Annotated in this window: 20 protein-coding genes and 1 pseudogene; 16 read left to right on the plus strand and 5 right to left on the minus strand. The window is 43.3% G+C overall.

From position 1 onward, the window contains the following. The first annotated feature begins 278 nt into the window (after nucleotides 1-278). Nucleotides 279-2,399, plus strand: coding sequence for an anaerobic ribonucleoside-triphosphate reductase (nrdD, locus tag WR49_RS07270; RefSeq protein WP_046223563.1), 2,121 nt, complete (start codon nucleotides 279-281; stop codon nucleotides 2,397-2,399). Between the two features lie 174 nt (nucleotides 2,400-2,573). Then, nucleotides 2,574-3,044: an anaerobic ribonucleoside-triphosphate reductase-activating protein gene (gene nrdG, locus WR49_RS07275; RefSeq protein ID WP_017058260.1), complete on the plus strand. Its 471-nt coding sequence runs from the start codon at nucleotides 2,574-2,576 to the stop codon at nucleotides 3,042-3,044. Between the two features lie 152 nt (nucleotides 3,045-3,196). On the opposite strand, the gene WR49_RS07280 is transcribed toward nrdG, so the two are convergent. Beyond that, nucleotides 3,197-4,624, minus strand: coding sequence for an MATE family efflux transporter (locus tag WR49_RS07280; protein ID WP_046223564.1), 1,428 nt, complete (start codon nucleotides 4,622-4,624; stop codon nucleotides 3,197-3,199). A gap of 169 nt (nucleotides 4,625-4,793) precedes the next feature. Here WR49_RS07280 and WR49_RS07285 point away from each other — a divergent pair, with 169 nt between their 5' ends. From WR49_RS07285 to WR49_RS07300, 4 genes are all read left to right on the plus strand, one after another. Further along, nucleotides 4,794-5,630: an AraC family transcriptional regulator gene (locus tag WR49_RS07285; RefSeq protein ID WP_046223565.1), complete on the plus strand. Its 837-nt coding sequence runs from the start codon at nucleotides 4,794-4,796 to the stop codon at nucleotides 5,628-5,630. Nucleotides 5,631-5,841: 211 nt separating this feature from the next. After that, nucleotides 5,842-7,026 (plus strand): amino acid aminotransferase, encoded by a 1,185-nt coding sequence (locus tag WR49_RS07290; protein ID WP_046223566.1) that lies wholly within the window; start codon nucleotides 5,842-5,844, stop codon nucleotides 7,024-7,026. Nucleotides 7,027-7,037: 11 nt separating this feature from the next. Beyond that, complete coding sequence (locus WR49_RS07295) at nucleotides 7,038-7,721, plus strand: putative ATP-dependent zinc protease (protein ID WP_017058264.1); 684 nt, start codon at nucleotides 7,038-7,040, stop codon at nucleotides 7,719-7,721. A gap of 289 nt (nucleotides 7,722-8,010) precedes the next feature. Then, the gene (locus WR49_RS07300; protein WP_077681451.1) at nucleotides 8,011-9,618 is read left to right on the plus strand and encodes an ABC-F family ATPase; all 1,608 of its coding nucleotides are present in this window, start codon (nucleotides 8,011-8,013) and stop codon (nucleotides 9,616-9,618) included. A gap of 189 nt (nucleotides 9,619-9,807) precedes the next feature. Here WR49_RS07300 and WR49_RS07305 read toward each other — a convergent pair whose 3' ends face one another. Together WR49_RS07305 and WR49_RS07310 are read right to left on the minus strand one after the other, a co-directional pair. Continuing rightward, nucleotides 9,808-10,332 (minus strand): hypothetical protein, encoded by a 525-nt coding sequence (locus WR49_RS07305; protein WP_046223567.1) that lies wholly within the window; start codon nucleotides 10,330-10,332, stop codon nucleotides 9,808-9,810. Nucleotides 10,333-10,443: 111 nt separating this feature from the next. After that, nucleotides 10,444-10,821 carry a YgiW/YdeI family stress tolerance OB fold protein gene (locus tag WR49_RS07310; RefSeq protein WP_046223568.1) on the minus strand — a complete coding sequence of 126 codons (378 nt, stop codon included), beginning with the start codon at nucleotides 10,819-10,821 and terminating at the stop codon, nucleotides 10,444-10,446. 231 nt (nucleotides 10,822-11,052) lie between these two features. Here WR49_RS07310 and WR49_RS07315 point away from each other — a divergent pair, with 231 nt between their 5' ends. Genes WR49_RS07315 through modC form a run of 4 tightly spaced genes read left to right on the plus strand, consistent with a single transcriptional unit; the run spans nucleotide 11,053 to nucleotide 15,135 of the window. Next, nucleotides 11,053-12,525 (plus strand): cobyric acid synthase, encoded by a 1,473-nt coding sequence (locus WR49_RS07315; RefSeq protein ID WP_046223569.1) that lies wholly within the window; start codon nucleotides 11,053-11,055, stop codon nucleotides 12,523-12,525. Between the two features lie 49 nt (nucleotides 12,526-12,574). Further along, nucleotides 12,575-13,333 carry a molybdate ABC transporter substrate-binding protein gene (gene modA, locus WR49_RS07320; protein WP_017058269.1) on the plus strand — a complete coding sequence of 253 codons (759 nt, stop codon included), beginning with the start codon at nucleotides 12,575-12,577 and terminating at the stop codon, nucleotides 13,331-13,333. Next, nucleotides 13,334-14,032 (plus strand): molybdate ABC transporter permease subunit, encoded by a 699-nt coding sequence (modB, locus tag WR49_RS07325; RefSeq protein WP_046223570.1) that lies wholly within the window; start codon nucleotides 13,334-13,336, stop codon nucleotides 14,030-14,032. Further along, nucleotides 14,029-15,135, plus strand: coding sequence for a molybdenum ABC transporter ATP-binding protein ModC (modC, locus tag WR49_RS07330; RefSeq protein ID WP_046223571.1), 1,107 nt, complete (start codon nucleotides 14,029-14,031; stop codon nucleotides 15,133-15,135). The genes modB and modC overlap by 4 nt, the downstream gene beginning before the upstream one ends. Before the next feature lie 160 nt (nucleotides 15,136-15,295). Here modC and WR49_RS07335 read toward each other — a convergent pair whose 3' ends face one another. Further along, on the minus strand, nucleotides 15,296-15,733 hold the full coding sequence (locus WR49_RS07335; protein WP_017058272.1) for a DUF3069 domain-containing protein: 438 nt from the start codon (nucleotides 15,731-15,733) through the stop codon (nucleotides 15,296-15,298). Nucleotides 15,734-15,886: 153 nt separating this feature from the next. Between WR49_RS07335 and WR49_RS07340 the strand changes: the two genes are divergently transcribed. Further along, entirely contained in the window at nucleotides 15,887-16,837 is a 951-nt protein-coding gene (locus WR49_RS07340) for a GGDEF domain-containing response regulator (protein WP_017058273.1), read from the plus strand. A gap of 73 nt (nucleotides 16,838-16,910) precedes the next feature. Continuing rightward, nucleotides 16,911-17,923 (plus strand): annotated as a pseudogene (locus tag WR49_RS07345) (Solitary outer membrane autotransporter beta-barrel domain). A gap of 97 nt (nucleotides 17,924-18,020) precedes the next feature. Here WR49_RS07345 and WR49_RS07350 read toward each other — a convergent pair. Next, nucleotides 18,021-19,262 carry a GGDEF domain-containing protein gene (locus WR49_RS07350; RefSeq protein ID WP_046223572.1) on the minus strand — a complete coding sequence of 414 codons (1,242 nt, stop codon included), beginning with the start codon at nucleotides 19,260-19,262 and terminating at the stop codon, nucleotides 18,021-18,023. Nucleotides 19,263-19,656: 394 nt separating this feature from the next. On the opposite strand from WR49_RS07350, the gene WR49_RS07355 reads away from it, so the two are divergent. From WR49_RS07355 to pntB, 4 genes are all read left to right on the plus strand, one after another. Next, entirely contained in the window at nucleotides 19,657-20,025 is a 369-nt protein-coding gene (locus tag WR49_RS07355) for a late competence development ComFB family protein (RefSeq protein WP_017060104.1), read from the plus strand. A 39-nt stretch (nucleotides 20,026-20,064) separates the two neighbouring features. Then, entirely contained in the window at nucleotides 20,065-20,346 is a 282-nt protein-coding gene (locus WR49_RS07360; protein ID WP_004731023.1) for an HlyU family transcriptional regulator, read from the plus strand. A gap of 300 nt (nucleotides 20,347-20,646) precedes the next feature. Next, on the plus strand, nucleotides 20,647-22,194 hold the full coding sequence (gene pntA / locus WR49_RS07365; RefSeq protein ID WP_046223573.1) for a Re/Si-specific NAD(P)(+) transhydrogenase subunit alpha: 1,548 nt from the start codon (nucleotides 20,647-20,649) through the stop codon (nucleotides 22,192-22,194). Between the two features lie 10 nt (nucleotides 22,195-22,204). Next, nucleotides 22,205-23,584 (plus strand): Re/Si-specific NAD(P)(+) transhydrogenase subunit beta, encoded by a 1,380-nt coding sequence (pntB, locus tag WR49_RS07370; RefSeq protein ID WP_046223574.1) that lies wholly within the window; start codon nucleotides 22,205-22,207, stop codon nucleotides 23,582-23,584. The last annotated feature ends 178 nt before the right edge of the window (nucleotides 23,585-23,762 follow it).

Consider the following 23,762-nt stretch of genomic DNA (forward strand, 5'->3'; position numbering starts at 1 on the left):
CAATATAGTTGAGCCGTTATCCTACAACACTTACCAAAAATTCAACTCTTTTTAGCAGTTTTTTTATTGTTACATTGTTTCTTTTCGACTTGAGAACTCACGTAATAATATTGGATTTATCTTGTTCAGCGTGCGCGTTTTATTGATCCAAATCAATACTCAAAGTTGGTGGTTCTCGTTAAATACGCCACAATATCTAGTGTTAGTTAAACGATAAATCGCTCTATATAGTGTGTTTGTGGATAAGTCTGTGAGTACCTCAAGAGTAAGGAGAAGTGGTGAAATCAATCGTAATCAAGCGTGATGGCTCAAGAGCTCCATTCAATAGAGATCGCATCCAAGCTGCAGTGGAAGCAGCGTCAGACAAAGCCGATAAGGAAATTGCTATTTATGCACTGAATGTGGCATTAGCAGTTGAGTTGAAGCTCGAAGACTACGATGAAGTTCATATCTCTGAAATTCAAACCATGGTCGAGAACGAGCTAATGCAGGGACCATACAAGTCTCTGGCTCGTGCCTACATTGAATATCGTCATGACCGCGACATCGCACGTGAGAAGCAAAGCGCTTTAACTCGCGAGATCGAAGGTTTGATCGAAGAAAGCAATGTTGATCTGATCAATGAGAATGCCAACAAAGACGGTAAAGTTATCCCAACTCAGCGTGACTTGCTGGCGGGTATCGTGGCTAAACACTATGCAAAAACTCACATTTTGCCGCGTGACATCGTACAAGCTCACGAGTGTGGTGACATTCACTACCACGATCTAGACTACGCACCGTTCTTCCCAATGTTTAACTGTATGCTTATCGACTTGAAAGGCATGTTAACGCATGGCTTCAAGATGGGTAACGCGGAAATCGACACACCTAAATCGATTTCTACAGCAACAGCGGTAACGGCACAGATCATCGCACAAGTGGCGAGCCACATTTACGGCGGTACTACGATTAACCGTATCGACGAGGTTCTAGAACCTTACGTGATGGCGAGTTACGAAAAGCACTTATCGCTAGCGAAAGAGTGGGACATTCATAGCCCAGAAGCTTTTGCTATCTCTCGTACCGAGAAAGAGTGTTACGACGCGTTCCAATCTTTGGAATACGAAGTAAACACGCTACACACGGCTAACGGTCAAACACCATTCGTTACGTTTGGTTTTGGTCTAGGCGAAAGCTGGGGTTCAAAACTGATTCAGCAATCTATCTTGAAAAACCGCATCGCAGGTTTGGGTAAGAACCGCAAAACAGCGGTATTCCCTAAACTGGTGTTTGCAATCAAAGATGGTTTGAACCACCAGAAGCAAGATTCAAACTACGACATCAAGCAATTAGCGCTTGAATGTGCGTCTAAGCGTATGTATCCAGACATCCTTAACTACGACAAAATAGTAGAAGTGACAGGGTCATTTAAAACCCCTATGGGTTGCCGTAGCTTCTTGAATACTTACGAAGAAAACGGTGAGTTAATTCATGAAGGCCGTAACAACTTAGGTGTTGTTAGCCTGAACTTGCCACGTATTGCGATTAACGCAAAACAAGATATGACTAAGTTCTACGAACTGCTTGATGAAAAACTGAAGCTAGCTCGTCGTGCGCTAGAAACTCGTATTTCTCGTCTAGAAAACGTGAAAGCACGTGTTGCTCCAATTCTATACATGGAAGGTGCATGTGGCGTTCGCTTGAAAGCAGATGACTCTATTGCAGATATCTTCAAGAATGGTCGTGCATCTGTTTCTCTTGGTTACATTGGTATCCACGAAGCAATGACTGCGCTTTACGGCACAGACGTTCACTTGTACGACGACGGCGAAATGCGTGCTAAAGCGCTTGAGCTGGTGGAGTACATGAAGCGTGAAGTGGAATCTTGGACGAAAGAGACAGGTTACGCATTCAGCCTATACGGCACACCAAGTGAAAACCTATGTAGCCGTTTCTGCAGCATCGACACTAAAGAGTTTGGTGTGATTGATGGCGTAACAGACCGTGGTTACTACACAAACAGCTTCCACTTAGATGTGCAGAAGAAAGTGAACCCATACGACAAGATCGATTTCGAGATGCCTTATCCTGAAATTTCTAGCGGCGGTTTTATCTGTTACGGCGAATTCCCGAACATGCAGAAGAACATCGAAGCACTAGAAAACGTATGGGATTACAGCTACACACGTGTTCCTTACTACGGCACCAACACGCCGATAGATGAGTGCTACGAATGTGGTTACAACGGTGAGTTCGACTGTACAAGTAAGGGCTTTACGTGTCCTAAGTGTGGCAACCATGACTCAACCAAAGTATCGGTAACACGCCGTGTTTGTGGTTACCTTGGTAGCCCAGATGCACGACCATTTAACTTTGGTAAGCAAGAAGAAGTTAAACGCCGCGTTAAGCACCTTTAATCTAACGAAGGATCTTGGTTAAGATCTGCGATCGTTAGCTAGTGAACTTAGAAGAGCTACGTTCCAAGAAATAAGATTGGTATCGACGCTATGTCGATACCAATTCTTTCGTTTCAGTTGTTACAACACATCTTCTCAAACTATTAAGTAATCACGAGTTTTCAATACTGCCTTATGAATTATCACCAATACCACCCAATCGACGTTGTAAATGGCCCAGGAACACGCTGCACTTTGTTTGTGTCGGGTTGTGTACACCAGTGTCGCGGGTGTTATAACCAATCGACGCAAAGGTTGGACTCAGGGCATTTGTTTACTCAAGAACTACAAGACCACATTATCGCTGATCTCAATGATCCACGAATCAAGCGTCGTGGCTTGTCGCTTTCTGGTGGTGATCCTTTGCATCCTGCAAACGTTTCTGAAGTGCTTAAGCTTGTTCAGCGTGTAAAAGCAGAATGTGAAGGCAAAGACATCTGGATGTGGACTGGTTACGAGTTAGATGAGCTTGATGAAAAACAGAAGCAAGTACTGGAATACGTTGATACTTTGATTGATGGCCGCTTTGAGCAAGATAAAGCAGATCCAATGTTGGATTGGCGTGGTAGTTCAAACCAAATCATTCATCGATTTACTGACTTATAGCTTTGCTGACTTATAAGCTTGTTCTGATTTAGTACTCTCGTAAACAGAAACAGAAAAAAGGGCTTCATCGTTAGCGAAATGCTACAAATCAGCCCTTGGGTGTGAGTTCTTTGAATCTATCGCCCGCACGTTAGTGTCGGTTTGGCGCCTGCTTAAATAGGAATGTGCTCAGGCTCGTCGATTAAATTGTTTATCCATTTCTTAGATTGAATCCTCTGACTGGTCAGAGCTATTTTGGCTAGCTCTTCCAGCAGCACAATCATCAAAACCCATTCTAGCGGCCAACCCAACACCAGCGCAGTAAAGTAGGCAAGGGGGATACCGATTGCCCATTGGCCAAACAAGTCGATGAATATACTGTAGTTGATGTCTCCACCGCTTTTCAACACACCACCAATGCCAACCATATTGAAGACTCTTAGTATCATGCCGAGTGCCATGACTAAGGTGACGTTAACAGCCGTCTCTTTGAGCTCTAAGTGAGTAAGGCCGATCATGTATACGATCGCGGGTTTAGCAAACCAGCACATCAAGGCTAGTAAAGCCGCAAGCCCACAGCTGACCAATACATACCCCCAAGCGGTGTTCTCAACACGTTGATAGTTTTTCGCGCCGATCTCGTTGCCTAAAATGATCGATGCCGCGACTGCAAAACCCATAAACGCCGAGATCAAGATGCTTTCTACTGGCGATAACAGTGAGACTATCGCAAGCTCGCCAACACCCATCTGACCAACAATAACGTTATAAATCAGTATTCCACCCGCCCAAGCCGTATCATGAACCAACATCGGAATCGCTATCTTGAGATACTTCTTTCTATGTTTAGGCAATATTGCATCGCGCCAATTAGTCAGTGTTGGGAACAGGTGAGCGTAGTGTCTCTTCGCCATACCAAGCAGGGCAATCGTTTGAAAGAATCGAGATATGGTGGTGCCAATTGCCGCGCCAACCACCCCCAGTTCAGGGATGCCAAATAAGCCGAATATCAGCAATGCATTGAGAATCGCGTTCACGATGATCGCCCAAATACTGATTTTGGTGGGCAGCTTGGCTTCGCCCACAGAACGAAGCGCAGTTTCTAGCGGCACAACTATAGCGGTTCCAATAAGGCTGGCTCCTGTTATCCAAAGGTAATCCGTTGCCAAGCGGACGTAATCAGGGTCTGAGGCCACCACAGACACGACTGATTCAGGAGCCAATGTATAAATGAACACAAAGGGGATGATGGCAAAGACAGACAGTGTCCATGATTGAGCTAATGTGCGTCTAATTCCGTTGAAATCTCCCGCACCGAAATATTGTGAAGCTAGCACACTGACGGCGCCGCTAATCCCGGATACCATGATCAAGTTGAAGAAAAATATACGGTTACCCACACCAACAGCGGCGGTTGCAGAGTCACCCAGTTGGTTAACCATAAAAATATCGACCACACCGAGTAATGAGAACAACATGGTTTGTAGCGATACAGGCAAACCAATGTGTAACAGCTGTTGCCAAAAATCTTTGTCTAGATGACGATATGTCGAGCGCATCGCATTTCCCCTGTAGTTAATATGCGAGAAGTTTATCGGCATTTGTTTCGGCTGTATTGTTCAGGTTCATCACAAACTTTTGCCAAACTATCTATTTTCAAAAGCTGTCTATTTGTCAAAGCGATCTGTTTTCAAAATCATCTACTTCAAAACTATCGAATGACTAATGTGGCGATTCAATTGCAGACAAACCTAATGAGCGACCAGTGAAATGAGTGAGAAACACGAACGCTACGAGATCTCTGATCAGACACACCAAGAGTTTGTCGATCAAAGCCATGTATTGGCATTCGAACAATTAGGTATCGTTCAGTGTGGGACGGCGTCGTGCCGAGATTTCTTTTCGGTACATCGGAAGAATCCTCAGAAACACATGCTGCTATACACGGTTAGGGGTAAAGGGTGGTTAGAAAGCGGGGCGTGTCGCTATCTTCTAGAGCCAGGGTCATGCATTACGGTTCCTGCGGGCACAGAAAATGGCTTTGGGATTGAAGAAGAAACATGGCAAATCGCATGGATCTTTCTCTCGCCAGATAAGCAATGGGATAAAGTAGTGAGCGATGAAGTGAGTTACACACTTTCGCCAGCAGCAGAGGTGGTGTCGTCTTGCATTCATACCTTGTTAAGAAGCATTGCGCTGCCCATCGATTTGGGTGGAGCGATCGCCAATCACAGTGTGGCTCAAATAGAGTTTATGATTAATGCACCAGTGCCTCAGCAACAATCACGTAACATAATTCGTTTAAGACGCGTGTTCGACAACGTACAAAAGCAGCTCCATAAAGAGTGGAATGTTCATGAGCTTGCGAGCTTGTTCCCGTGCTCAGAGCCGCATTTCCATCGCTTGTGTCAACGATATTATTCTCATAGCCCGATGACCCACATTATGCGTATGAGAATGGAGTACGCGGCGCGATTACTCAGGTCGAGTGATTGGTCGATTCAACATATTGGCGAGATCGTGGGTTACCCGAATGCGGCTAACTTTAGTACTCGATTTAAGACTTGGTCGGGCATGACACCAAGGCAATTCAAACAAGGTATTTAGCCGAAAATCAACAAGGTACTTTTTAAACAAGCTACTGCTCTATTGATAAAGCACTAAAAGTGTTCGATATTTGCGCTGTTTAGTGACGTAAAATGACCAATCTCTGATTACTTATTCTAACTAAGCGCTTCTATTAAAAAATGTTTCTGATTTGTCTACGATAATGTTAACGTGAAACTCATTACTTGAATTTCAAAGGGTTGTGACTTTCATGTTTTCACATCTACCAAAACCAACTTTAGATCCAATTCTATCTCTTTCTGTTGCTTACCGCGGCGATACTCGTACTGATAAAGTCGACTTGGGCATTGGCGTTTATAAAAACGACCAAGGCGAAACACCGATCATGAAAGCTGTTTCTATGGCTCAAGATATCGTTGTTGAAACGCAGAAAACCAAAGCTTACGTTGGCCTAGCAGGCTGTGAAGAGTTCAACCAAAGTATGGTTGATCTTCTGCTTAAAGGGACTTCTGCAATGGATCGCGTTGCTGCGATTCAAACACCGGGTGCAAGTGGTGCACTTCGTATGTTGGGCGACTTAATGAAAGTTTCTCAACCAGACACCACAGTTTGGATTTCAAACCCAAGCTACGTTAACCACAAACCGGTGATGGAAGCGGCAGGCTTAAAAGTTCGATACTACAATTACTTCACTCCTGAAACGAAGCAAGTTGATACTGAAAAAATGTTGGAAGACCTTGCAAAAGCAGGTCCATCAGACGTGGTATTACTGCACGGTTGTTGTCATAACCCAACGGGGGCTGATATCGACTTTGAAGCATGGCAAGAAATCACCAGGTTATCGCAAAAGAATGGCTTCTTACCGTTCGTTGACATTGCCTACCAAGGCTTTGGAGACGGCTTAGAAGAAGATGCGAAAGGTCTTCAACACATGGCTAACAACGTTGAAGAAATGCTGATAACAACATCTTGCTCGAAAAACTTCGGTTTATACCGTGAAAGAACGGGTGCGGCGATCGTTATCGGTAAGAACAACGAGCACGTTGGCAACGCAAGAGGTAAGCTTCTTACGCTGGCTCGCTCAACTTACACTATGCCACCCGATCACGGTGCGGCTCTGGTGAAAACAATTCTTCAGAATCAAGAGTTAACGAAGGTTTGGAAGCAAGAGTTGAGTGAAATGCAGCAGCGTTTGTTAAATTTGCGCCAAAGTTTATGTGATGAATTGCGAAATACTTATAACACGTCACAATTTGATTTCATTGAAAGCCATAAAGGTATGTTTACTGTACTAGGCTTTAAAGAAACTCAAATGAATCAGTTACGTGAAGAGTATGGCATCTATGGTGTTGGTGATGGACGCATCAATATTGCAGGTCTTTCTGAATCGCATATTCCTTACGTAGCAAAAGCGATAGCCAACGTATCAAAATAGAAGGTGACTGAATGTATAATTGGAAAGCGATTATAGTCCTAATGTTAAGTGGCGGTCTTTTTGCTTGCTCGACAACTCAAGTACCTGTCGAGCCAGAGCAAAAGCCTCAAGTCGAGCAACCTATTGTGGATGATTCTTCAGAAGCTGACGCAGCAGAAGGCGAAAAAGTCACAGAACCTACAGAAAAGCCTGAAGAAGTAAAACCAACTGAACCTGAGGTAAAACCTGTGCCTGTTGAAAAGCCGGTAGAAAAGGTTAGAAAAACAAACGATGGCAAACTGATTCTTGGGGAAGAGGAGTGGGTGTTTGTTCCTGGTTTAAAAGAAGCGTTTAAAGCACGTGTCGATACAGGTGCCACAACATCATCAATCAGTGCGGTTGATATTGTCGATTTTGAACGTGACGGCAAAGACTGGGTTAAGTTCAAAATTGAACATGACAACATCACAACCGAAGAGATCAGCTTACCAGTAGAGCGTTGGGTTAAGATCAAGCAGTCAAGCGCTGAGGGTACACAACGACGTGCTGTTGTCGTTGCCGCGATTCAAATTGGTGATCTAAAAGATAAAACGGAATTTACGTTAGCAGACAGAACGCATCTTTCTTTCCCACTTCTGTTGGGTAGAAGTTTCTTTAGAGATGTTGCGGTTGTTGATGTAAGCCAAAAATACGTCCAGAAGAAAATAACTAAATAGAATTAAGAGCATGAGTTCGTCCTCAATAGGACGCTTCTGTTTTTGATTAATTGAATCCCCGTTAATCGAATTAATGGGGATTTTTTCTATTTATGGCCTAATCACAGAGGAATTGTATTTAATTTTGCACTGTTCGCCATCCTTTCACCGTTTAACCTCGACAATGTGATCCTGATCTCTATATAATCCGCGCTTCGTTTTATGTTTAACCCATACTTTCGTACTTCTTATATAGGCACGTCTTTCTGCTTAATAATTATGTGTCAGTACACGCTTAGGAATTAGTTCTTTGATATCTACCGCGAACATCACAATGCAATTTGGCGCAGAGCCGCTGTTTGAAAACATCTCTGCTAAATTTGGTAACGGCAACCGCTATGGTTTGATCGGCGCTAATGGCTGCGGCAAATCAACGTTCATGAAAATCCTAAGTGGTGCACTAACGCCAAGTTCGGGTAACGTTTCTATCACTCCAGGAGAAAAGCTGGGGGTTTTGAGCCAAGATCAGTTCGCATTCGAACAATACAGCGTTATCGACGTTGTAATAATGGGCGACAGAAAGCTGTGGGAAGTAAAACAAGAGCGTGATCGCATTTACTCTTTACCAGAAATGAGCGAAGACGACGGCATGAAAGTCGCGGAACTTGAAAGCGAATTCGCGGAAATGGATGGTTACACAGCAGAAAGCCGTGCTGGCGATATCCTAATCCAAGCGGGTATTGAAGAAGAGTTCCATTTCGGCTTGATGCAACAAGTTGCTCCAGGCTGGAAACTGCGTGTGCTATTGGCACAAGCGCTGTTTGCAAACCCAGATATCTTGCTTCTTGATGAACCAACCAACAACTTGGACATTCACACGATCAACTGGCTTGCTGAAGAGCTCAACCAGCGTAAATGTACAATGATCATCATTTCGCACGACAGACACTTCCTGAACTCTGTGTGTACGCACATGGCAGATATCGACTACGGTGAGCTACGTGTTTACCCTGGTAACTACGAGTACTTCCTAGAAGCATCTGGCTTGATTCGTGAGCAACTTCTAGCAAGCAATGCTAAGAAAGCGGCTGAAATCAGCGAGCTTCAAGATTTCGTAAACCGTTTTGGTGCTAACGCATCTAAAGCAAAACAAGCAAGCTCTCGCGCTAAGAAAATGGACAAAATCACGCTTGATGAAGTGAAATCATCGAGCCGTATGAGCCCATCTATTGATTTTGGCGAAGGTAAGAAACTGCACCGTCAAGCACTTGAACTTCAAGATCTTGGTCACGGCTTCGATGGCGAAACATTATTTGCTGGTGGTAACTTGCTGCTTGAAGCGGGTACTCGTCTTGCGGTTATCGGTGAGAACGGTGTGGGTAAAACCACGCTGCTACGTTGTCTAGTTCAAGAGCTAGCGCAAAACGAAGGTATCGTTAAATGGTCTGAAAACGCATCAGTAGGCTACTGCCCACAAGATAGCACGTCTGACTTTGATAACGACCTGAGCATCTTCGATTGGATCTCACAATGGCGCACAGTGAAGCACGATGACCTTATGGTACGTGGCATTCTAGGTCGTCTATTGTTTACTGCTGACGATGCGAACAAAAAAGCGCGTAACTGTTCTGGTGGTGAGAAGAACCGTCTGTTATTCGGCAAGCTAATGATGCAAGACATCAACGTTCTGGTAATGGACGAACCAACGAACCACATGGACATGGAAGCAATCCAAGCCCTGAACGACGCGTTGAAAGTTTACACTGGCACGCTTATCTTCGTAAGTCATGACCGTGAGTTCGTTTCTTCATTAGCAACACACATCATCGATGTAAAAGACCAACAGCTAGTGAGCTTCCAAGGTACTTATGAAGAGTACTTAGATCACCAGAAAAAGGTGCTGATGGTTAATTTATAGAGTAAGTTGCTGGCCTAGGTTTTTCACAACTAAAAGCTAGCGAAACTAACTAACAAACAAAAAGCCCCGAACATTAATTTGTTCGGGGCTTTTTCTATTTAATTTGTCCAGCTACTTATTATACCAATCGTAGTAAATAACTGATCACTTACTTACTGTGATTGGTATTACTTAGTGACGAAACCTAGCTTAGAAACCGAATCGAGCTGACATTAGGAGTTGGTGACCGTAAGTGCCGTTGTTTCGCATATCAAGACCAACAGAAAGTTGATCTGTCGAGTGAAAGCGAGCACCAACCCCTACAATTGAACGCGTATCGTCGTTGTCGATCAATTGGCCAAGACGTGCGTTAACCTCAACATTTGCCATTAACCATGCTTTTATGCCGATGTTTATTTCAGTTTTAATGTCATTGTTGTCATTACGTTCAATGTTGTGCAATAGCATTTGGCCTGTCACATCAGCAAATTGATTAATCGGACCGTTAAACCCCATACCTACAGCGGCATCCCAATCGCTCTCAAATTCAGAATCGATACGTGCAATGATGTGTGAGTTCTGAGTAAACATTGTTGTGACTTCACCACCGAAAGTACTCGGGCTTGTACCCATGCGCAGCTCGAATGTGTTGTAGTTAAAGTTGTTTGCAGACGCAGAGAATGAACACAGTGCAGCTAACCCCAGAAGGACAGTCTTGTTTGTGCGACCTAGCATGGTGACTCCATATAAATTGTATTTTTCGGCAGTATATACAAAAAAGCCTGCAACATGCAGGCCAATTTATTGAAGTGCGTAATTTAAAGCTAAATAGTTGAGTTTTGAAGCTTACAAAACTTGAATATGATCAACTTCGATCTCTGGTGTTTTGCCACCTTCGTACTCACCAAAGATACGTACTTTGGTATCAGCAGCTAGAGGTTGTGATAGACGGATATCGTCATCCAGCTCTATTTGAATTTCACTCTGTCCGTCAGAGAAGATAAACGTGTCATTTTTTATCTGACGAACAATCCTGCCGTCTACGATCGCGTCCTGCTCTGTGAACATGCTTGTGTCTGCAAGCAGTGTAGCAACAGAAACGGTTTCGATTGGTCCTGTGTAAGCAATAGGGCCTTTGTGTTGATTATTACTGTGGTCACCAGCCATTGCGAAGGCAGGGGCTAAGGTGATGGTTGATACAATTGCTAGTACAGTTTTTTTCATGATGAATTCCTTAGTATTGTTTTTTAGTTGAAACGTCTTCTTTAGCTAAGACAATTTCTTTGGAAGAGGCGTTTAGCTTCGATAATGCTAGTAAACAACATTAAGTTTGAATCCAGAGTGAGTAAGGTATTCATTTTCCATTCATTTTGCTGGGCATCAACTCGACAATGACGCTAATATAGGGGCAGATAAATATTGCCAAACGGCAAGAAATTAAGGATTTAAGTACAAATGCGATCACCATTAAGCGCCCTTATGGTTCAAGGGACAACGTCAGATGCTGGGAAAAGTGTTTTGGTGGCAGGTTTATGCCGTGTATTGGCTAGGAAAGGCATTAAAGTGGCCCCTTTTAAGCCACAAAACATGGCGTTAAACAGTGCCGTGACAAAAGACGGTGGCGAAATTGGTCGCGCGCAAGCGGTTCAGGCACAAGCTTGTAATATTGAAGCGTCTGTTCACATGAATCCTGTATTGCTGAAACCGAACTCAGACACGGGTGCACAAGTGATTTTGCAAGGTCGTGCGTTAAGCAATATGGAAGCGACCGGTTATCACGATTATAAGAAGGTCGCGATGAATACGGTTATCGATTCATTCGACCGACTTTCTGCAAAATATGAAAGTGTCATGATCGAAGGTGCAGGTAGCCCAGCTGAAATCAATCTGCGTGAAAATGATATCGCCAACATGGGATTTGCTGAGAGAGCGGATATCCCAGTCATTATCGTAGCGGATATCGACCGTGGCGGCGTTTTCGCCCACCTTTACGGCACATTGGCTCTATTATCTGAATCTGAGCAGGCACGAGTGAAAGGTTTCGTGATTAACCGTTTTAGAGGCGACATTGCGCTGCTGCAATCTGGCCTAGATTGGTTAGAAGAGAAAACTGGCAAGCCTGTGATTGGTGTATTGCCGTACTTGCATGGTTTTAACCTTGAAGCAGAAGATGCCATTACCTCCGCTCAAGAGTCAGATGGAGAAGCTAAGCTCAAGGTCGTTGTGCCAGTACTAACTCGAATAAGTAACCATACAGACTTTGACGCGCTGCGACTTAACCCGTCGATTGATTTACGTTACGTAGGCAAAGGCGAACGTCTGAACAACGCGGATTTGATTATCTTACCGGGTACAAAGTCAGTCAGAGCAGATTTGGGCTACCTAAAAGAACAGGGTTGGGATAGAGATATTCAGCGTCACCTCCGTTTAGATGGCAAGGTTATGGGTATTTGTGGCGGTTACCAGATGCTAGGAAACATTATCCACGACCCAGATGGAGTTGAGGGCGAGCCAGGTAGCAGTGAAGGGCTAGGTTACCTTGATACGGACACTACCTTAACGCAGCAGAAAACCTTAACTAACGTGATCGGTACTATGACGCTGGATGGAAAATCAGCACAAGTAAAAGGTTACGAAATTCACGTAGGTAGCACTGATGTCAAAGAAACAGTATTACCGGTTCAGTTAGAATCAGGCAGCCTTGATGGTGCTATAAATCAAGACAACTCGATATTTGGTACTTATCTGCACGGCATATTCGATAACAGTGATGCGTTATCGCTTATCTGCGAATGGGCAGGAGCCAATGATGTAACAGCGATTGACCACGAACAGCTTAAAGAGTTGGGTATTAATCGAATCGCTGACGCCATCGAAGAGCACTTAAATCTTGAATTGCTTTGGCCTGAGTTTAAAGCTCGGGTTTGAATGGGAATATCGGTTAATAACTAAAACGAATAATAGATAAGTGAGAATAATGAAAAAGCTAGCTACCCTCGTCACCTTAGCGTTAACGACTTCGTTGAGTTCGACTCATCTTTTAGCGGCCGAAAAGCTAAGAGTTTATGCTGCATCGTCGATGACAAACGCGGTTAACCTATTGGTTGATGAGTTTGAGAAAGACCATTCTGTCGATGTTATTCCTGTGTACGCTAGTACTTCTTCATTGGTACGTCAGATTGAAAGAGGGGCGTCTGCAGACATTTTTATCTCGGCGAATGAAAAATGGATGACGTATTTAGTTGATCGAAAATACGCATCTAGTGACAACGTCACCAATCTGTGTGAGAACGAACTTGTGCTAATTTCACCGAAAGGTACGCCGGTATCGTTGGATATCTCAAAGGGTGACCAATGGACTAAATTGCTTACTGATGAAAGACTTGCAGTTGGAAATACGATGTCGGTTCCTGCTGGTATCTATGCGAAGGAAGCATTAGAAGCTTTGGGTGTGTGGGATGACGTGAGCGATCGGTTAGCACCAAGTAACAATGTACGTATGGCATTGGCTTTGGTAGAACGTAATGAAGCTAAACTTGGAATTGTCTATAAAACTGATGCTCTACTTTCTAAAGAAGTGAGTTTAGTCGAGACGTTCCCTGCAGATTTGCATACTCCAATACGTTACCCTGTAGCGAAGTTGAGCGATAAAGTAGTTGCAGAACAGTTCTATACTTTCTTAAAGAGCGAAAAAGCGAAAGACACCTTAAATAGTTTTGGGTTTGAAGTACGTTAAATTATGTATTTATCAGAATACGAATACCAAGCCTTAATGCTGAGCTTGAAAGTCGCTGGTTTTGCCATCTTATGGCTGATTCCTATCGGCATTGGTTTAGCGTGGCTGCTTGCTAAGAAACAATTTTTTGGTAAAAGCATTGTAGAGAGCTTTGTGCATCTGCCTTTAGTGTTACCTCCTGTGGTCATAGGCTATCTGTTGTTGGTGATGATGGGCAGGCAAGGCATTATTGGCTCATGGCTCAATGAGGTGTTTGGTATTGTATTCAGCTTTAGCTGGAAGGGGGCGGCATTGGCGTGCGTTGTTGTCGCGTTGCCATTAATGGTTCGCTCTATCCGACTTAGCCTAGAGACGGTCGATAGTAAACTTGAAGAAGCGGCAGCCACATTGGGCGCGTCGCCGATTCGTGTGTTTTTCACAATCACATTACCTCTGATGCTCCCTGGGATCATTACCGGTACCATGCTCTCTTTTGCGAGAAGCCTTGGTGAGTTTGGCGCGACGATTAGCTTCGTTTCAAATATTCCCGGTGAAACCCAAACTATCCCTTTGGCTATGTACACCTTTATCGAAACGCCTGGTGCGGAGATGGAAGCCGCACGTTTATGTGCCATTTCTATCGTGATAGCGCTTGGTTCATTGATGCTATCTGAGTGGCTAAATAAAAAGTCTGCACAACGATTAGGAGGTAATGCATGAGTGCCTTAATACTCCAATACCAACAACAGCTTGGTGAAACTTTTTTTGATATCGACTTAATGTTACCTAGCCACGGTATCACTGCGATTTTTGGCCGTTCAGGTGCGGGTAAAACCTCGTTAATAAATGCAATTAGTGGTCTTAAACAGCCAGATAAGGGCTTGATCAGCGTATCGGGAACCACCTTATTTGATAGTGACAAGGGCATTAACTTGCCGACACACAAACGCAACGTCGGTTATGTTTTCCAAGAGTCGAGATTGTTTCCACATCTAAAGGTGTCAGCGAACCTCAAATACGGAATGAAGGGCGTTGATAAAACGCATTTTGAGCAAATCGTTTCACTGTTGTCTTTGGGCTCATTGCTTGATCGCTATCCGGCACGTTTGTCTGGTGGTGAGAAGCAACGTGTGGCGATTGGCCGTGCTTTGTTGTCTAAGCCGAGCATTTTGTTGATGGATGAGCCTTTAGCCTCTCTCGACTTGCCTCGTAAGCGTGAAGTGATGCCGTTTTTGGAGAACTTATCCGAAACCGTTCAAATCCCGGTTATCTATGTCACACACAGTCTTAATGAAATATTACGCTTGGCGAACTACTTAGTGATTATCGATCAGGGTAAAGTCATTTCATCGGGCGTAACCGAAAAAGTATGGGCATCTAGAGCCATGCAGCCTTGGCAATCTTTCTCAGAGCAAAGCTCGCTATTTGAAGCAACATTAACGGAACACAATAACGATTATACTCTGTCTCGTCTGACGCTTGGTAAATCGACGTCGTTATGGGTTCAGAAGGTGTCGAGTGAGATTGGTGCCGCGGTGAGATTACAAGTTAGAGCAAATGATGTTTCTATCGCACTACATAAGCCGAAAGGTACTTCGATACGTAATATCCTCCCTGTAACCATTGAAAGCGTAGAGACGCAGCAACAGGGCAATAATAGGCAGAGTGTAGGGGTTAAGTTGGAGTTAGAGTTAGGGTGTTACCTTTGGGCAACAATCACGTTATGGGCTTTGGATGAACTCAATCTAGAAATTGGCCAGCGTGTTTATGCTCAGATCAAGGGGGTTAGTGTCACGCAGAGAGATATTGCTGTTACACACTAAATCGTTAATTGAAAGTTTAGATCGTGAACTAGACTTTAGGGGGCGTCAGTTAAGCACAGGTTGTTATAGAGTAACAACGACAAGAAAAAGTCGCGGGCACAAAGAAAGCCGCTACTTTTAAGTTGTAAGCGGCTTAATCATAAATAGTACTGTTAGCGATTTACTTAGTAAAAACTTCTTTAAAATCACGCTTCAAGATAGCATCACGACGCGCTTTCTTGATTTGCTTAACCATGTCTTTTACACAGTTGTGTAGGACTTGGTCTAGCAGTTGAGCTCGGTACTCTTCTTTTTCTTCGTCAGTCATGTCTTCTGGAAGTTTAAGAGTCGGGAACTCTTCCATCACGTTGACGCCAGCGAACGCTTGGCTCACAGAAATTAGAGCGTGAAACTGTTCAAAGTTGTCTAAAACATTTTGTGCGCTTGCTGGAAGGCTATCCCAAGCTTCACGTACCGCTTCTTCAGACACTTCGTGAATAGAAGTAACCATGAAGTGCATCTCTTTTGGCACTTCATCAAATTCGATAACTTGACGAAGCTCTGGTGAGATAGTGGTTAAATCGATTTCTGGTTGTTCGTTGCTTTTAGCGTCTGACATAATATTTCTCTTTAAAAAGAAAACAATGCTAAAAAGATCTGTAAAAAAGTCAATATAATATAGAGATTAGTGCATGATTTAAGCCCAAAATTGAGCTACTTTGAATATTCAGCACAATATAAAGGTGATGTGATGATAGAAAAGGGAGCTTCGATGCGCATATTACTGGTTGATGACGTTCAACTAGACAGAATGCAGCTTGCTATTCGACTCAAGCAACTGGGCCATATTGTTGAAGCTGTTGGAAGTGGTAAGGAAGCCCTAAATATTTACTCTAATTTTGATCCTGAACTCGTGTTGCTTGATATCACTATGCCTGATATGGACGGTTTTGAGGTTGCAAACGAGGTGCGTCATCAATTCCCCGAGTGGGTTCCCATCATCTTTTTGAGTGGTCACGAAGAGCCTGAAATGATTGCAAAAGCGATTGATGCTGGTGGCGATGATTATCTGATCAAGCCAGTGAACAAAGTTGTTTTGAATTCTAAGTTGATAGCGATGCAGCGTATTGCGCACATGAGGCGTGAGTTAAAGCAGAGCACAGCCAAACTAGAAGAATTGAACATCCTTCTTCAACAGCAAGCCAACGAAGACGGTTTAACCAAATTGTACAACCGTCGATATATGGATACTAAGCTTGAAGAGAGCATCGCATGGCACGGAAGGCGTAATATGCCCATGACCGTGATACTCCTAGATGTAGATTTCTTTAAGTCTTATAACGATAATTACGGCCATATTCAAGGAGATAAGTGTTTGCAAGAACTTGCTAGTACATTAAAGCGCCTCTTTGTTCGAGCTGGAGAGTTTGTAGGTCGTTATGGCGGTGAAGAGTTTGTGTTGATTTTGAGTGATACGGATATCAAAGCAGCTAAATTACATGCGGATCGGGTAGAAGAAGCACTTCATGAAATGAACTATACACACAATTACTCAACCGTTTCTGATAGAGTTACAGTGTCGCAAGGGGTGCTATCTTTCATTCCCTGTGGTAATGAATCTATTGACTTTGTTTACGAAAAAGTTGATCAAGTGCTTTATCAAGCCAAACAAAGTGGTAGAAATACTTACATACAAAGAAACATTTTGGATGTTGCAGTTTAGTTGATCTGCTCGTTAGATATTTGACATGACACTTCTATTAGTGTTGAAGATAGAAAAGGATTTAAGGGATAAAATGCCGCACTCAAAGCCATTTTTTATGGTTAATAGAGGTTGGACACAGGTCGTTTCTGTACTTTGTTTTGTTGTTCCTACCGTTGTTAATGCTGCCACGCCGCTATCTGACCTTTTTCGTAAAAATATCGAACAGAGTTTTGCGACGAGTGTACTGCTTAACGATACCGATGTTTTCACTTTTGGTATCAATAACTTTGATCCAAATAAAGTATTTAGTTTAGACAATGATGCGATTGGTTCGAACGATTCCGTAAGTCGCCGAAAAAGTATTACGTCCCTCAGCCTACCATACACATTTGAACTACCAGCTTACATCGAAGATAACCATCAAAAGGTGACTCTTAGTTTGTCTGCATTGCGTGTTGAAAGAGATGTTCAATATGACTCAACGACAGTAACTGATTTTCAAAAAGAGACCATAGTATCGGGATATGTTGAGTTCGCTAACGTTTCTCATTGAATGAGTATTGGAGTTTCCATTCAGGGGTTGGTAATCATGTTTCTTACTATCGTAATGACTTCGATTATCGTGCTAATCTGCTTAAGCCGTTTGCTGGCCAACTTGACGGGACTTATCTCAATACTGATGCTTGGGCCTATATCATTGAGCCTAAAATCAAGTTGATCTTTGAAGACAAGAACGATTGGGGAAAATACAAACTCAGTACCAGTTAGCGTTACTTTAATGGTGTCGGTTGGGGCGAAGCTAATAACGGTAATATTGGCCATCCAGAAGGTTGGTATATAGCCAATGAAGCGAAGATTTTTTACGACCTAGTACGTTGGGATAAAAACATTACGTCTATGTACTCCAGTATCAGGAGAATTGATATTGGAGGTGATACAGTTGCTCTTATGGGAACGACGTCGTATTACGAAGGTAGTGTGGGCTGGTTGCTTAACCCCAACCTATTTAATGAATGGGTTGATAATGTAGGCATTGGCTTTACGATCAATTACGGAAGCAGTTTGAAAGGAGGGAGCTTGATCATCTTCTTCAACCAAGATTAGTCTTCAAACTTATCCTGTCCTATTCGGCTCTCAATTTATTGATGTTTATTGTTGAAGGCTCTAGCTAACTGTAGATGCGCTTAACTGCCACTTAGAACTAACTTTTAACACACAGTTTGTTTCGGCCGGTTTCTTTAGCTTTGTACAGTGCATTATCCGCTAGCTTCAAAACTTCTTCGGGCTGTCTTGTGGTCGTACTATCAGCCAACCCAATACTTACCGTAACATTCACAACATCTGCTGGTTTACTATTCTTGCCACGCTTTTTCATACCGACTTCATGGTCATCAGGACGCTCGTGAGTGTTACGAATGGTGATGTCGTAATTCTGGATCTCAGAAATCAGAGCCTGAAGGTGCTCTTTCACTTGTTCGGTGTACTTACCTTTAAAAATGATCGTGAACTCTTCACCACCATAGCGGTAGGCACGAGCTCCGCCTGTTGTTTCTTTCAATACACGAGCCACTAGTTTCAGCACATCGTCGCCAATATCATGCCCGTAGGTATCATTAAATTTCTTGAAGTGATCGATATCGACCATCGCCATCGAATACTTACGCCCTAAGTGCTTCATATCGACTTCTAAGGCGTGTCGACCTGGAATGTTAGTCAGTTGGTCATTAAAGGCCATATCATGACTAGCAGACATCACATAGACGATGATCAACGTGCCTGACAACGAGAACATGGTGCTCGAGATGTACTGAACGTCGAAGAAGATGAACGTACAAGAAGAAAGCAGGATAGCGCTATAAACCACAACATCGATAGAGCGGTTATACACCAACACTAGAATGGCAGTAAGGCCAAGTAAGCAAAGGCTATACAACACCAAAACAAAAGGCAGTTTGGAGAAGTCTCGAACAATAAACAGAAGACCTTCACTCCATGATTTAAAACCGCCGGCGTGGAAGTGAGAGACGATTAATTGCGCCCACACCATAAACAGAATAAGAACGATGGCGTAGAGCAGCATCGACTTTGAGTTTACGCCGTTATCAGGGAAGGCATAAACAAGTAGGCAAGTGACAGGTACTAATGCAGCAAGTATTGATAGCTCCAATAGTGTTGTGCCGGTATTGAGAGGCGTCTGTAAGCGAACTTGGATGATCAGATAAGCGACAAGCATGGTGAGAGACACCATAGCCATACGACCTTGCCTAAATGTGTGACACAGCAAAACGGCAACGCTTAATAAAATATACGGAAGGTTGCTAGCAAACCCTAAGTTTGAATCTGTCACGAGAATGACGTTGTTCATACCTACGAATAACATTGCTAATAGAAGTAAGGGAAAGCAGAATCGAAACATGCTCGACGTTACAAAAGAAGATGCCATTTATGTGGTGAGCCTAACTATAATGATGTTCTTATTAATTAATACTATACGTAGGATACGGTTAAACAAGCAATTGCCAAGCATTTTGCTTAAATGAGAGCAAAAACATAGCCATAGCTCGCTATTGGTGCAACCATTTTTATATGTATTTGAGTTGCTATTAACCATAGAACGAACTAAACAGTATATATGAGAAATTAATTAGTCGTTATAGATACTTAGCAAAATCTAGGTGGTTTGTACTTAATGGTTACATGATGACCAACAAGCGAGAACTGTAAATCTGTAATGAAGTTCGAGTAAGGTCTAGAACGGAATTAATGTAAGTTCTGGGATAAGGTTGTTGATTGATCAAAACTAGGTCATAAACAACCGCTACAAATGGAGGTGTGGTATGCAAATTAGTGTTGATGTACATAACTATATGGAAACTCTGGTAGGTCATGTTTTGGCTACGGAGGAATATGTGTCTAGTTATACCAATGAACAGTTGGCCGACCTCGCGTGCTTGGCTTTAGGTCAGCTAAAACCTATCTATATTCGTTTTGATATCGATTTTCTCTCAGCATTGCCAGAAGACAAATTGGTGCTCTATAAACGCAATAGCGAGATCGCGGTCAAAAATGCTGAAAGTATGATCATTGACGATCGAAGACGTGAACGTGACGACAATGTGCCCGTTATATTTAGTCAACACAATTTTGATGATGACGTAGAATTGCAATGGTACGAAAAGCCGTTGTTGAACCGTAAACAGTCATGATAGTTTACGGTGAATACGGTCATTTAAGGAGTAAAAAACGTGGGATTCTTTTCTAGATTATTTGGTGGCAAAGAAAAAACCGAACAAAAAGTAGAGATTGAGCCAGTCGAATATAAAGGTTTCAATATCTATCAAGATGCCATTGCAGAATCTGGTCAATACCGTGTTGCTGGGCGAATCGAGAAAGAATTCGACGGTGAAATCAAAACTCATCGTTTTATTCGTTCAGATGTTGTTTCAAACAAACAAGATGCCGATGAATTGATGCTAAAAAAATCGCAGATGTTCATCGACCAAATGGGCGACAATATATTTAGCTAACCAAATAGGGTTAGAATTGATGTTGGTCATAATTTAGAGAGCTTTCAGTGTATATGCTGAAAGCTCTTTTTAGTTTTAGGGACAAAGAACAGCTAGTAGGTTGTTATTAAAAGGATTATTTGCGAGTGGTTTGACCTCTTCGTTCGAGACGGTCGTCATTTCTCCAAATGAAGCGCTCAAATTCCATCCAAATCGTTATAAGTAATAACTTTTCCTGTTCTTTGAACAAAACGCTTGAAGTATTAGTTGTCGTTAGATACAAACGAATAAGTCATTCGTGCCAATAGTCAAGGAATAGCTATGCAAATTGGTGTACCAAGAGAAACGCTCGCAGGTGAAACGCGAGTCGCTGCTTCGCCGAAATCGGTAGAACAGCTTCTAAAATTAGGATTTGAAGTTTGTGTTGAATCACAAGCAGGTGCGTTAGCAAGTTTTGAAGATGCAGCTTATGAACAAGCTGGAGCAAAAATTGTCACCGCAGATGAAGCTTGGAAATCCGATATTATCTTTAAAGTTAACGCTCCGATCGTTGACGAGTCTAAAAATGAAATCGATCTTCTTAAAGATGGCGCAACATTGGTCAGCTTTATTTGGCCTGCTCAAAATCCAGAGTTAATGGAACAATTATCCAGTCGTAACATCAACGTGATGGCGATGGATTCTGTACCACGAATTTCAAGAGCTCAGGCGTTAGATGCATTGAGTTCTATGGCAAACATCGCGGGTTATCGTGCTGTTGTTGAAGCGGCGCACGAGTTTGGTCGATTCTTCACGGGTCAGATTACGGCTGCGGGTAAAGTTCCACCAGCAAAAGTACTGGTTGCTGGTGCAGGTGTTGCTGGCCTAGCGGCAATTGGCGCTGCGGGTAGCTTAGGTGCGATCGTTCGTTCATTCGATGTTCGTCCTGAAGTTAAAGAACAAGTTGAGTCGATGGGCGCTGAATTCTTGGAAGTGGATTTCAAAGAAGATACCAGTGCTGGTGACGGCTACGCAAAAGAGATGTCTGAAGCATTCAATAAGAAAGCCGAAGAGCTTTATGCAGCTCAAGCGAAAGACGTTGATATCATCATTACAACAGCGCTGATCCCAGGTCGCCCGGCTCCGAAGCTGATTACCCAAGAGATGGTAGACAGTATGAGTGCAGGTAGTGTGATTGTAGACCTTGCGGCAGCCAATGGCGGTAACTGTGAATACACGGTTGCGGATCAAGTCATTACAACGGCAAACGGCGTGAAGGTGGTTGGTTACACTGATATGGTTGGTCGTCTACCGACTCAGTCTTCTCAGTTGTATGCAACGAACCTAGTTAACTTGCTGAAACTACTTTGCAAAGAGAAAGATGGCAACATCAATATAGACTTTGAAGATGTTGTTCTGCGTGGTGTTACTGTCGTTAAGGAGGGTGAGGTCACTTGGCCAGCTCCACCAATTCAAGTTTCAGCTCAACCACAACAAGCTAAGCCAAAAGCGGCCAAACCAGAGCCTAAAGTTGAAGAACCTGTTTCTCCAATTAAGAAAGTAGCGGGTATGGCGGTAGCTGTTGGTGCATTCGCTTGGGTAGCTTCGGTTGCTCCTGCTGCGTTCTTATCTCACTTTACCGTTTTTGTTCTCGCTTGTGTGGTGGGTTATTACGTAGTTTGGAATGTAAGCCATTCTCTGCATACGCCTTTGATGTCCGTGACTAACGCGATTTCAGGGATCATTGTAGTAGGTGCACTGTTACAAATAGGACAAGGAAGTGGCGTCGTCACGTTCTTATCATTTATTGCCGTATTAATTGCAAGTATCAATATCTTTGGTGGCTTTACCGTGACCAAACGTATGCTTGAAATGTTCCGTAAAGACTAAGGAGTAACAGATGTCTGAAGGATTAGTACAAGCAGCTTATATTGTTGCTGCTGTATTCTTTATCATGAGCTTGGCTGGATTATCGAAACAGGAATCTGCACGTGCAGGTAACTATTACGGTATTACGGGTATGGCAATCGCATTGATCGCAACGATCTTTGGCCCTCACTCTACAGGTATTGTGTGGATCATCATCGCAATGGTGATCGGTGGTGGTATTGGTATCCACTACGCTAAGAAAGTTGAAATGACGGAAATGCCTGAGCTAGTGGCTATTCTGCACAGCTTCGTGGGTATGGCTGCGGTACTTGTGGGTTACAACAGTTACATTGATGCTCCTGAAGCGGCAACACACGCAGAGCATGTGATTCACCTAGTGGAAGTGTTCCTTGGGGTGTTTATCGGTGCGGTTACGTTCACTGGTTCGATTGTTGCGTTTGGTAAGCTTCGTGGCGTTATCTCTTCGTCGGCACTGAATATCCCTCATAAGCATAAGTGGAACCTAGCGGCTATTGTTGTTTCTACATTGCTAATGATCATGTTCGTGAAAGCAGACGGCAGCATGTTCGCACTTATGGTGATGACATTGATCGCGTTTGCATTCGGTTACCACCTAGTGGCATCGATTGGCGGTGCAGATATGCCTGTGGTGGTTTCTATGCTTAACTCGTACTCTGGTTGGGCAGCGGCGGCGGCAGGTTTCATGCTTGCGAACGACTTGCTTATCGTAACCGGTGCACTAGTTGGTTCGTCAGGTGCAATTCTGTCGTACATTATGTGTAAAGCAATGAACCGTTCGTTCATTAGTGTTATCGCTGGTGGCTTTGGCCAAGAAGTCACAGTTTCTGATGGCGATGAAGAGCAGGGCGAACACCGTGAAACCTCAGCTGAAGACGTGGCTGACATGCTTAAGAACTCCAAGTCAGTCATCATCACTCCGGGGTACGGCATGGCAGTAGCCCAAGCTCAATACCCAGTGCATGAAATCACTGAGAAGCTAAGAGCACAAGGTATTAACGTTCGCTTTGGTATCCACCCTGTTGCTGGTAGGTTACCGGGTCACATGAACGTGCTGCTTGCTGAAGCAAAAGTACCTTACGATATCGTTCTTGAAATGGACGAAATCAATGATGACTTCGATGAGACAGACACTGTATTGGTTATTGGTGCGAATGATACTGTGAACCCAGCAGCATTAGAAGATCCAAACAGCCCAATTGCTGGCATGCCTGTACTTGAAGTTTGGAATTCTCAAAACGTTATCGTGTTCAAGCGTTCGATGAACACTGGTTACGCAGGTGTGCAAAACCCACTGTTCTTTAAAGAGAATACACAGATGTTGTTTGGTGATGCGAAACAGAGCTGTCTAGGAATTCTAGAACACCTGTAAAGATCTGTCTGACAAACACCTTTAAATAAAAGGGGCTCATTTGAGCTCTTTTTTTTGCTCGGTAAAAGTGATCGTTGACTATTATTCATAAACGATTGGAAAGAAACTACGTAATAGCACACTCGCTTGGATTGCTGGATTATTAAATCAACGCACTGGTACACCCTTACAATGTATC

It is taken from the genome of Vibrio sp. ECSMB14106, assembly GCF_000972265.1.
In the GTDB taxonomy this organism is placed as follows: domain Bacteria; phylum Pseudomonadota; class Gammaproteobacteria; order Enterobacterales; family Vibrionaceae; genus Vibrio; species Vibrio kanaloae.

Coding starts and splice junctions, on each gene's coding strand:
- WR49_RS07285 (WP_046223565.1), top strand. CDS start 4,794: ATGAGTGAGAAACACGAACGCTACGAGATCTCTGATCAGACACACCAA.
- WR49_RS07355 (WP_017060104.1), top strand. CDS start 19,657: ATGCAAATTAGTGTTGATGTACATAACTATATGGAAACTCTGGTAGGT.
- nrdG (WP_017058260.1), top strand. CDS start 2,574: ATGAATTATCACCAATACCACCCAATCGACGTTGTAAATGGCCCAGGA.
- WR49_RS07280 (WP_046223564.1), bottom strand. CDS start 4,624: ATGCCGATAAACTTCTCGCATATTAACTACAGGGGAAATGCGATGCGC.
- WR49_RS07290 (WP_046223566.1), top strand. CDS start 5,842: ATGTTTTCACATCTACCAAAACCAACTTTAGATCCAATTCTATCTCTT.
- WR49_RS07340 (WP_017058273.1), top strand. CDS start 15,887: ATGCGCATATTACTGGTTGATGACGTTCAACTAGACAGAATGCAGCTT.
- modC (WP_046223571.1), top strand. CDS start 14,029: ATGAGTGCCTTAATACTCCAATACCAACAACAGCTTGGTGAAACTTTT.
- pntB (WP_046223574.1), top strand. CDS start 22,205: ATGTCTGAAGGATTAGTACAAGCAGCTTATATTGTTGCTGCTGTATTC.
- WR49_RS07305 (WP_046223567.1), bottom strand. CDS start 10,332: ATGCTAGGTCGCACAAACAAGACTGTCCTTCTGGGGTTAGCTGCACTG.
- WR49_RS07295 (WP_017058264.1), top strand. CDS start 7,038: ATGTATAATTGGAAAGCGATTATAGTCCTAATGTTAAGTGGCGGTCTT.
- WR49_RS07335 (WP_017058272.1), bottom strand. CDS start 15,733: ATGTCAGACGCTAAAAGCAACGAACAACCAGAAATCGATTTAACCACT.
- modA (WP_017058269.1), top strand. CDS start 12,575: ATGAAAAAGCTAGCTACCCTCGTCACCTTAGCGTTAACGACTTCGTTG.
- WR49_RS07310 (WP_046223568.1), bottom strand. CDS start 10,821: ATGAAAAAAACTGTACTAGCAATTGTATCAACCATCACCTTAGCCCCT.
- pntA (WP_046223573.1), top strand. CDS start 20,647: ATGCAAATTGGTGTACCAAGAGAAACGCTCGCAGGTGAAACGCGAGTC.
- WR49_RS07350 (WP_046223572.1), bottom strand. CDS start 19,262: ATGGCATCTTCTTTTGTAACGTCGAGCATGTTTCGATTCTGCTTTCCC.
- WR49_RS07315 (WP_046223569.1), top strand. CDS start 11,053: ATGCGATCACCATTAAGCGCCCTTATGGTTCAAGGGACAACGTCAGAT.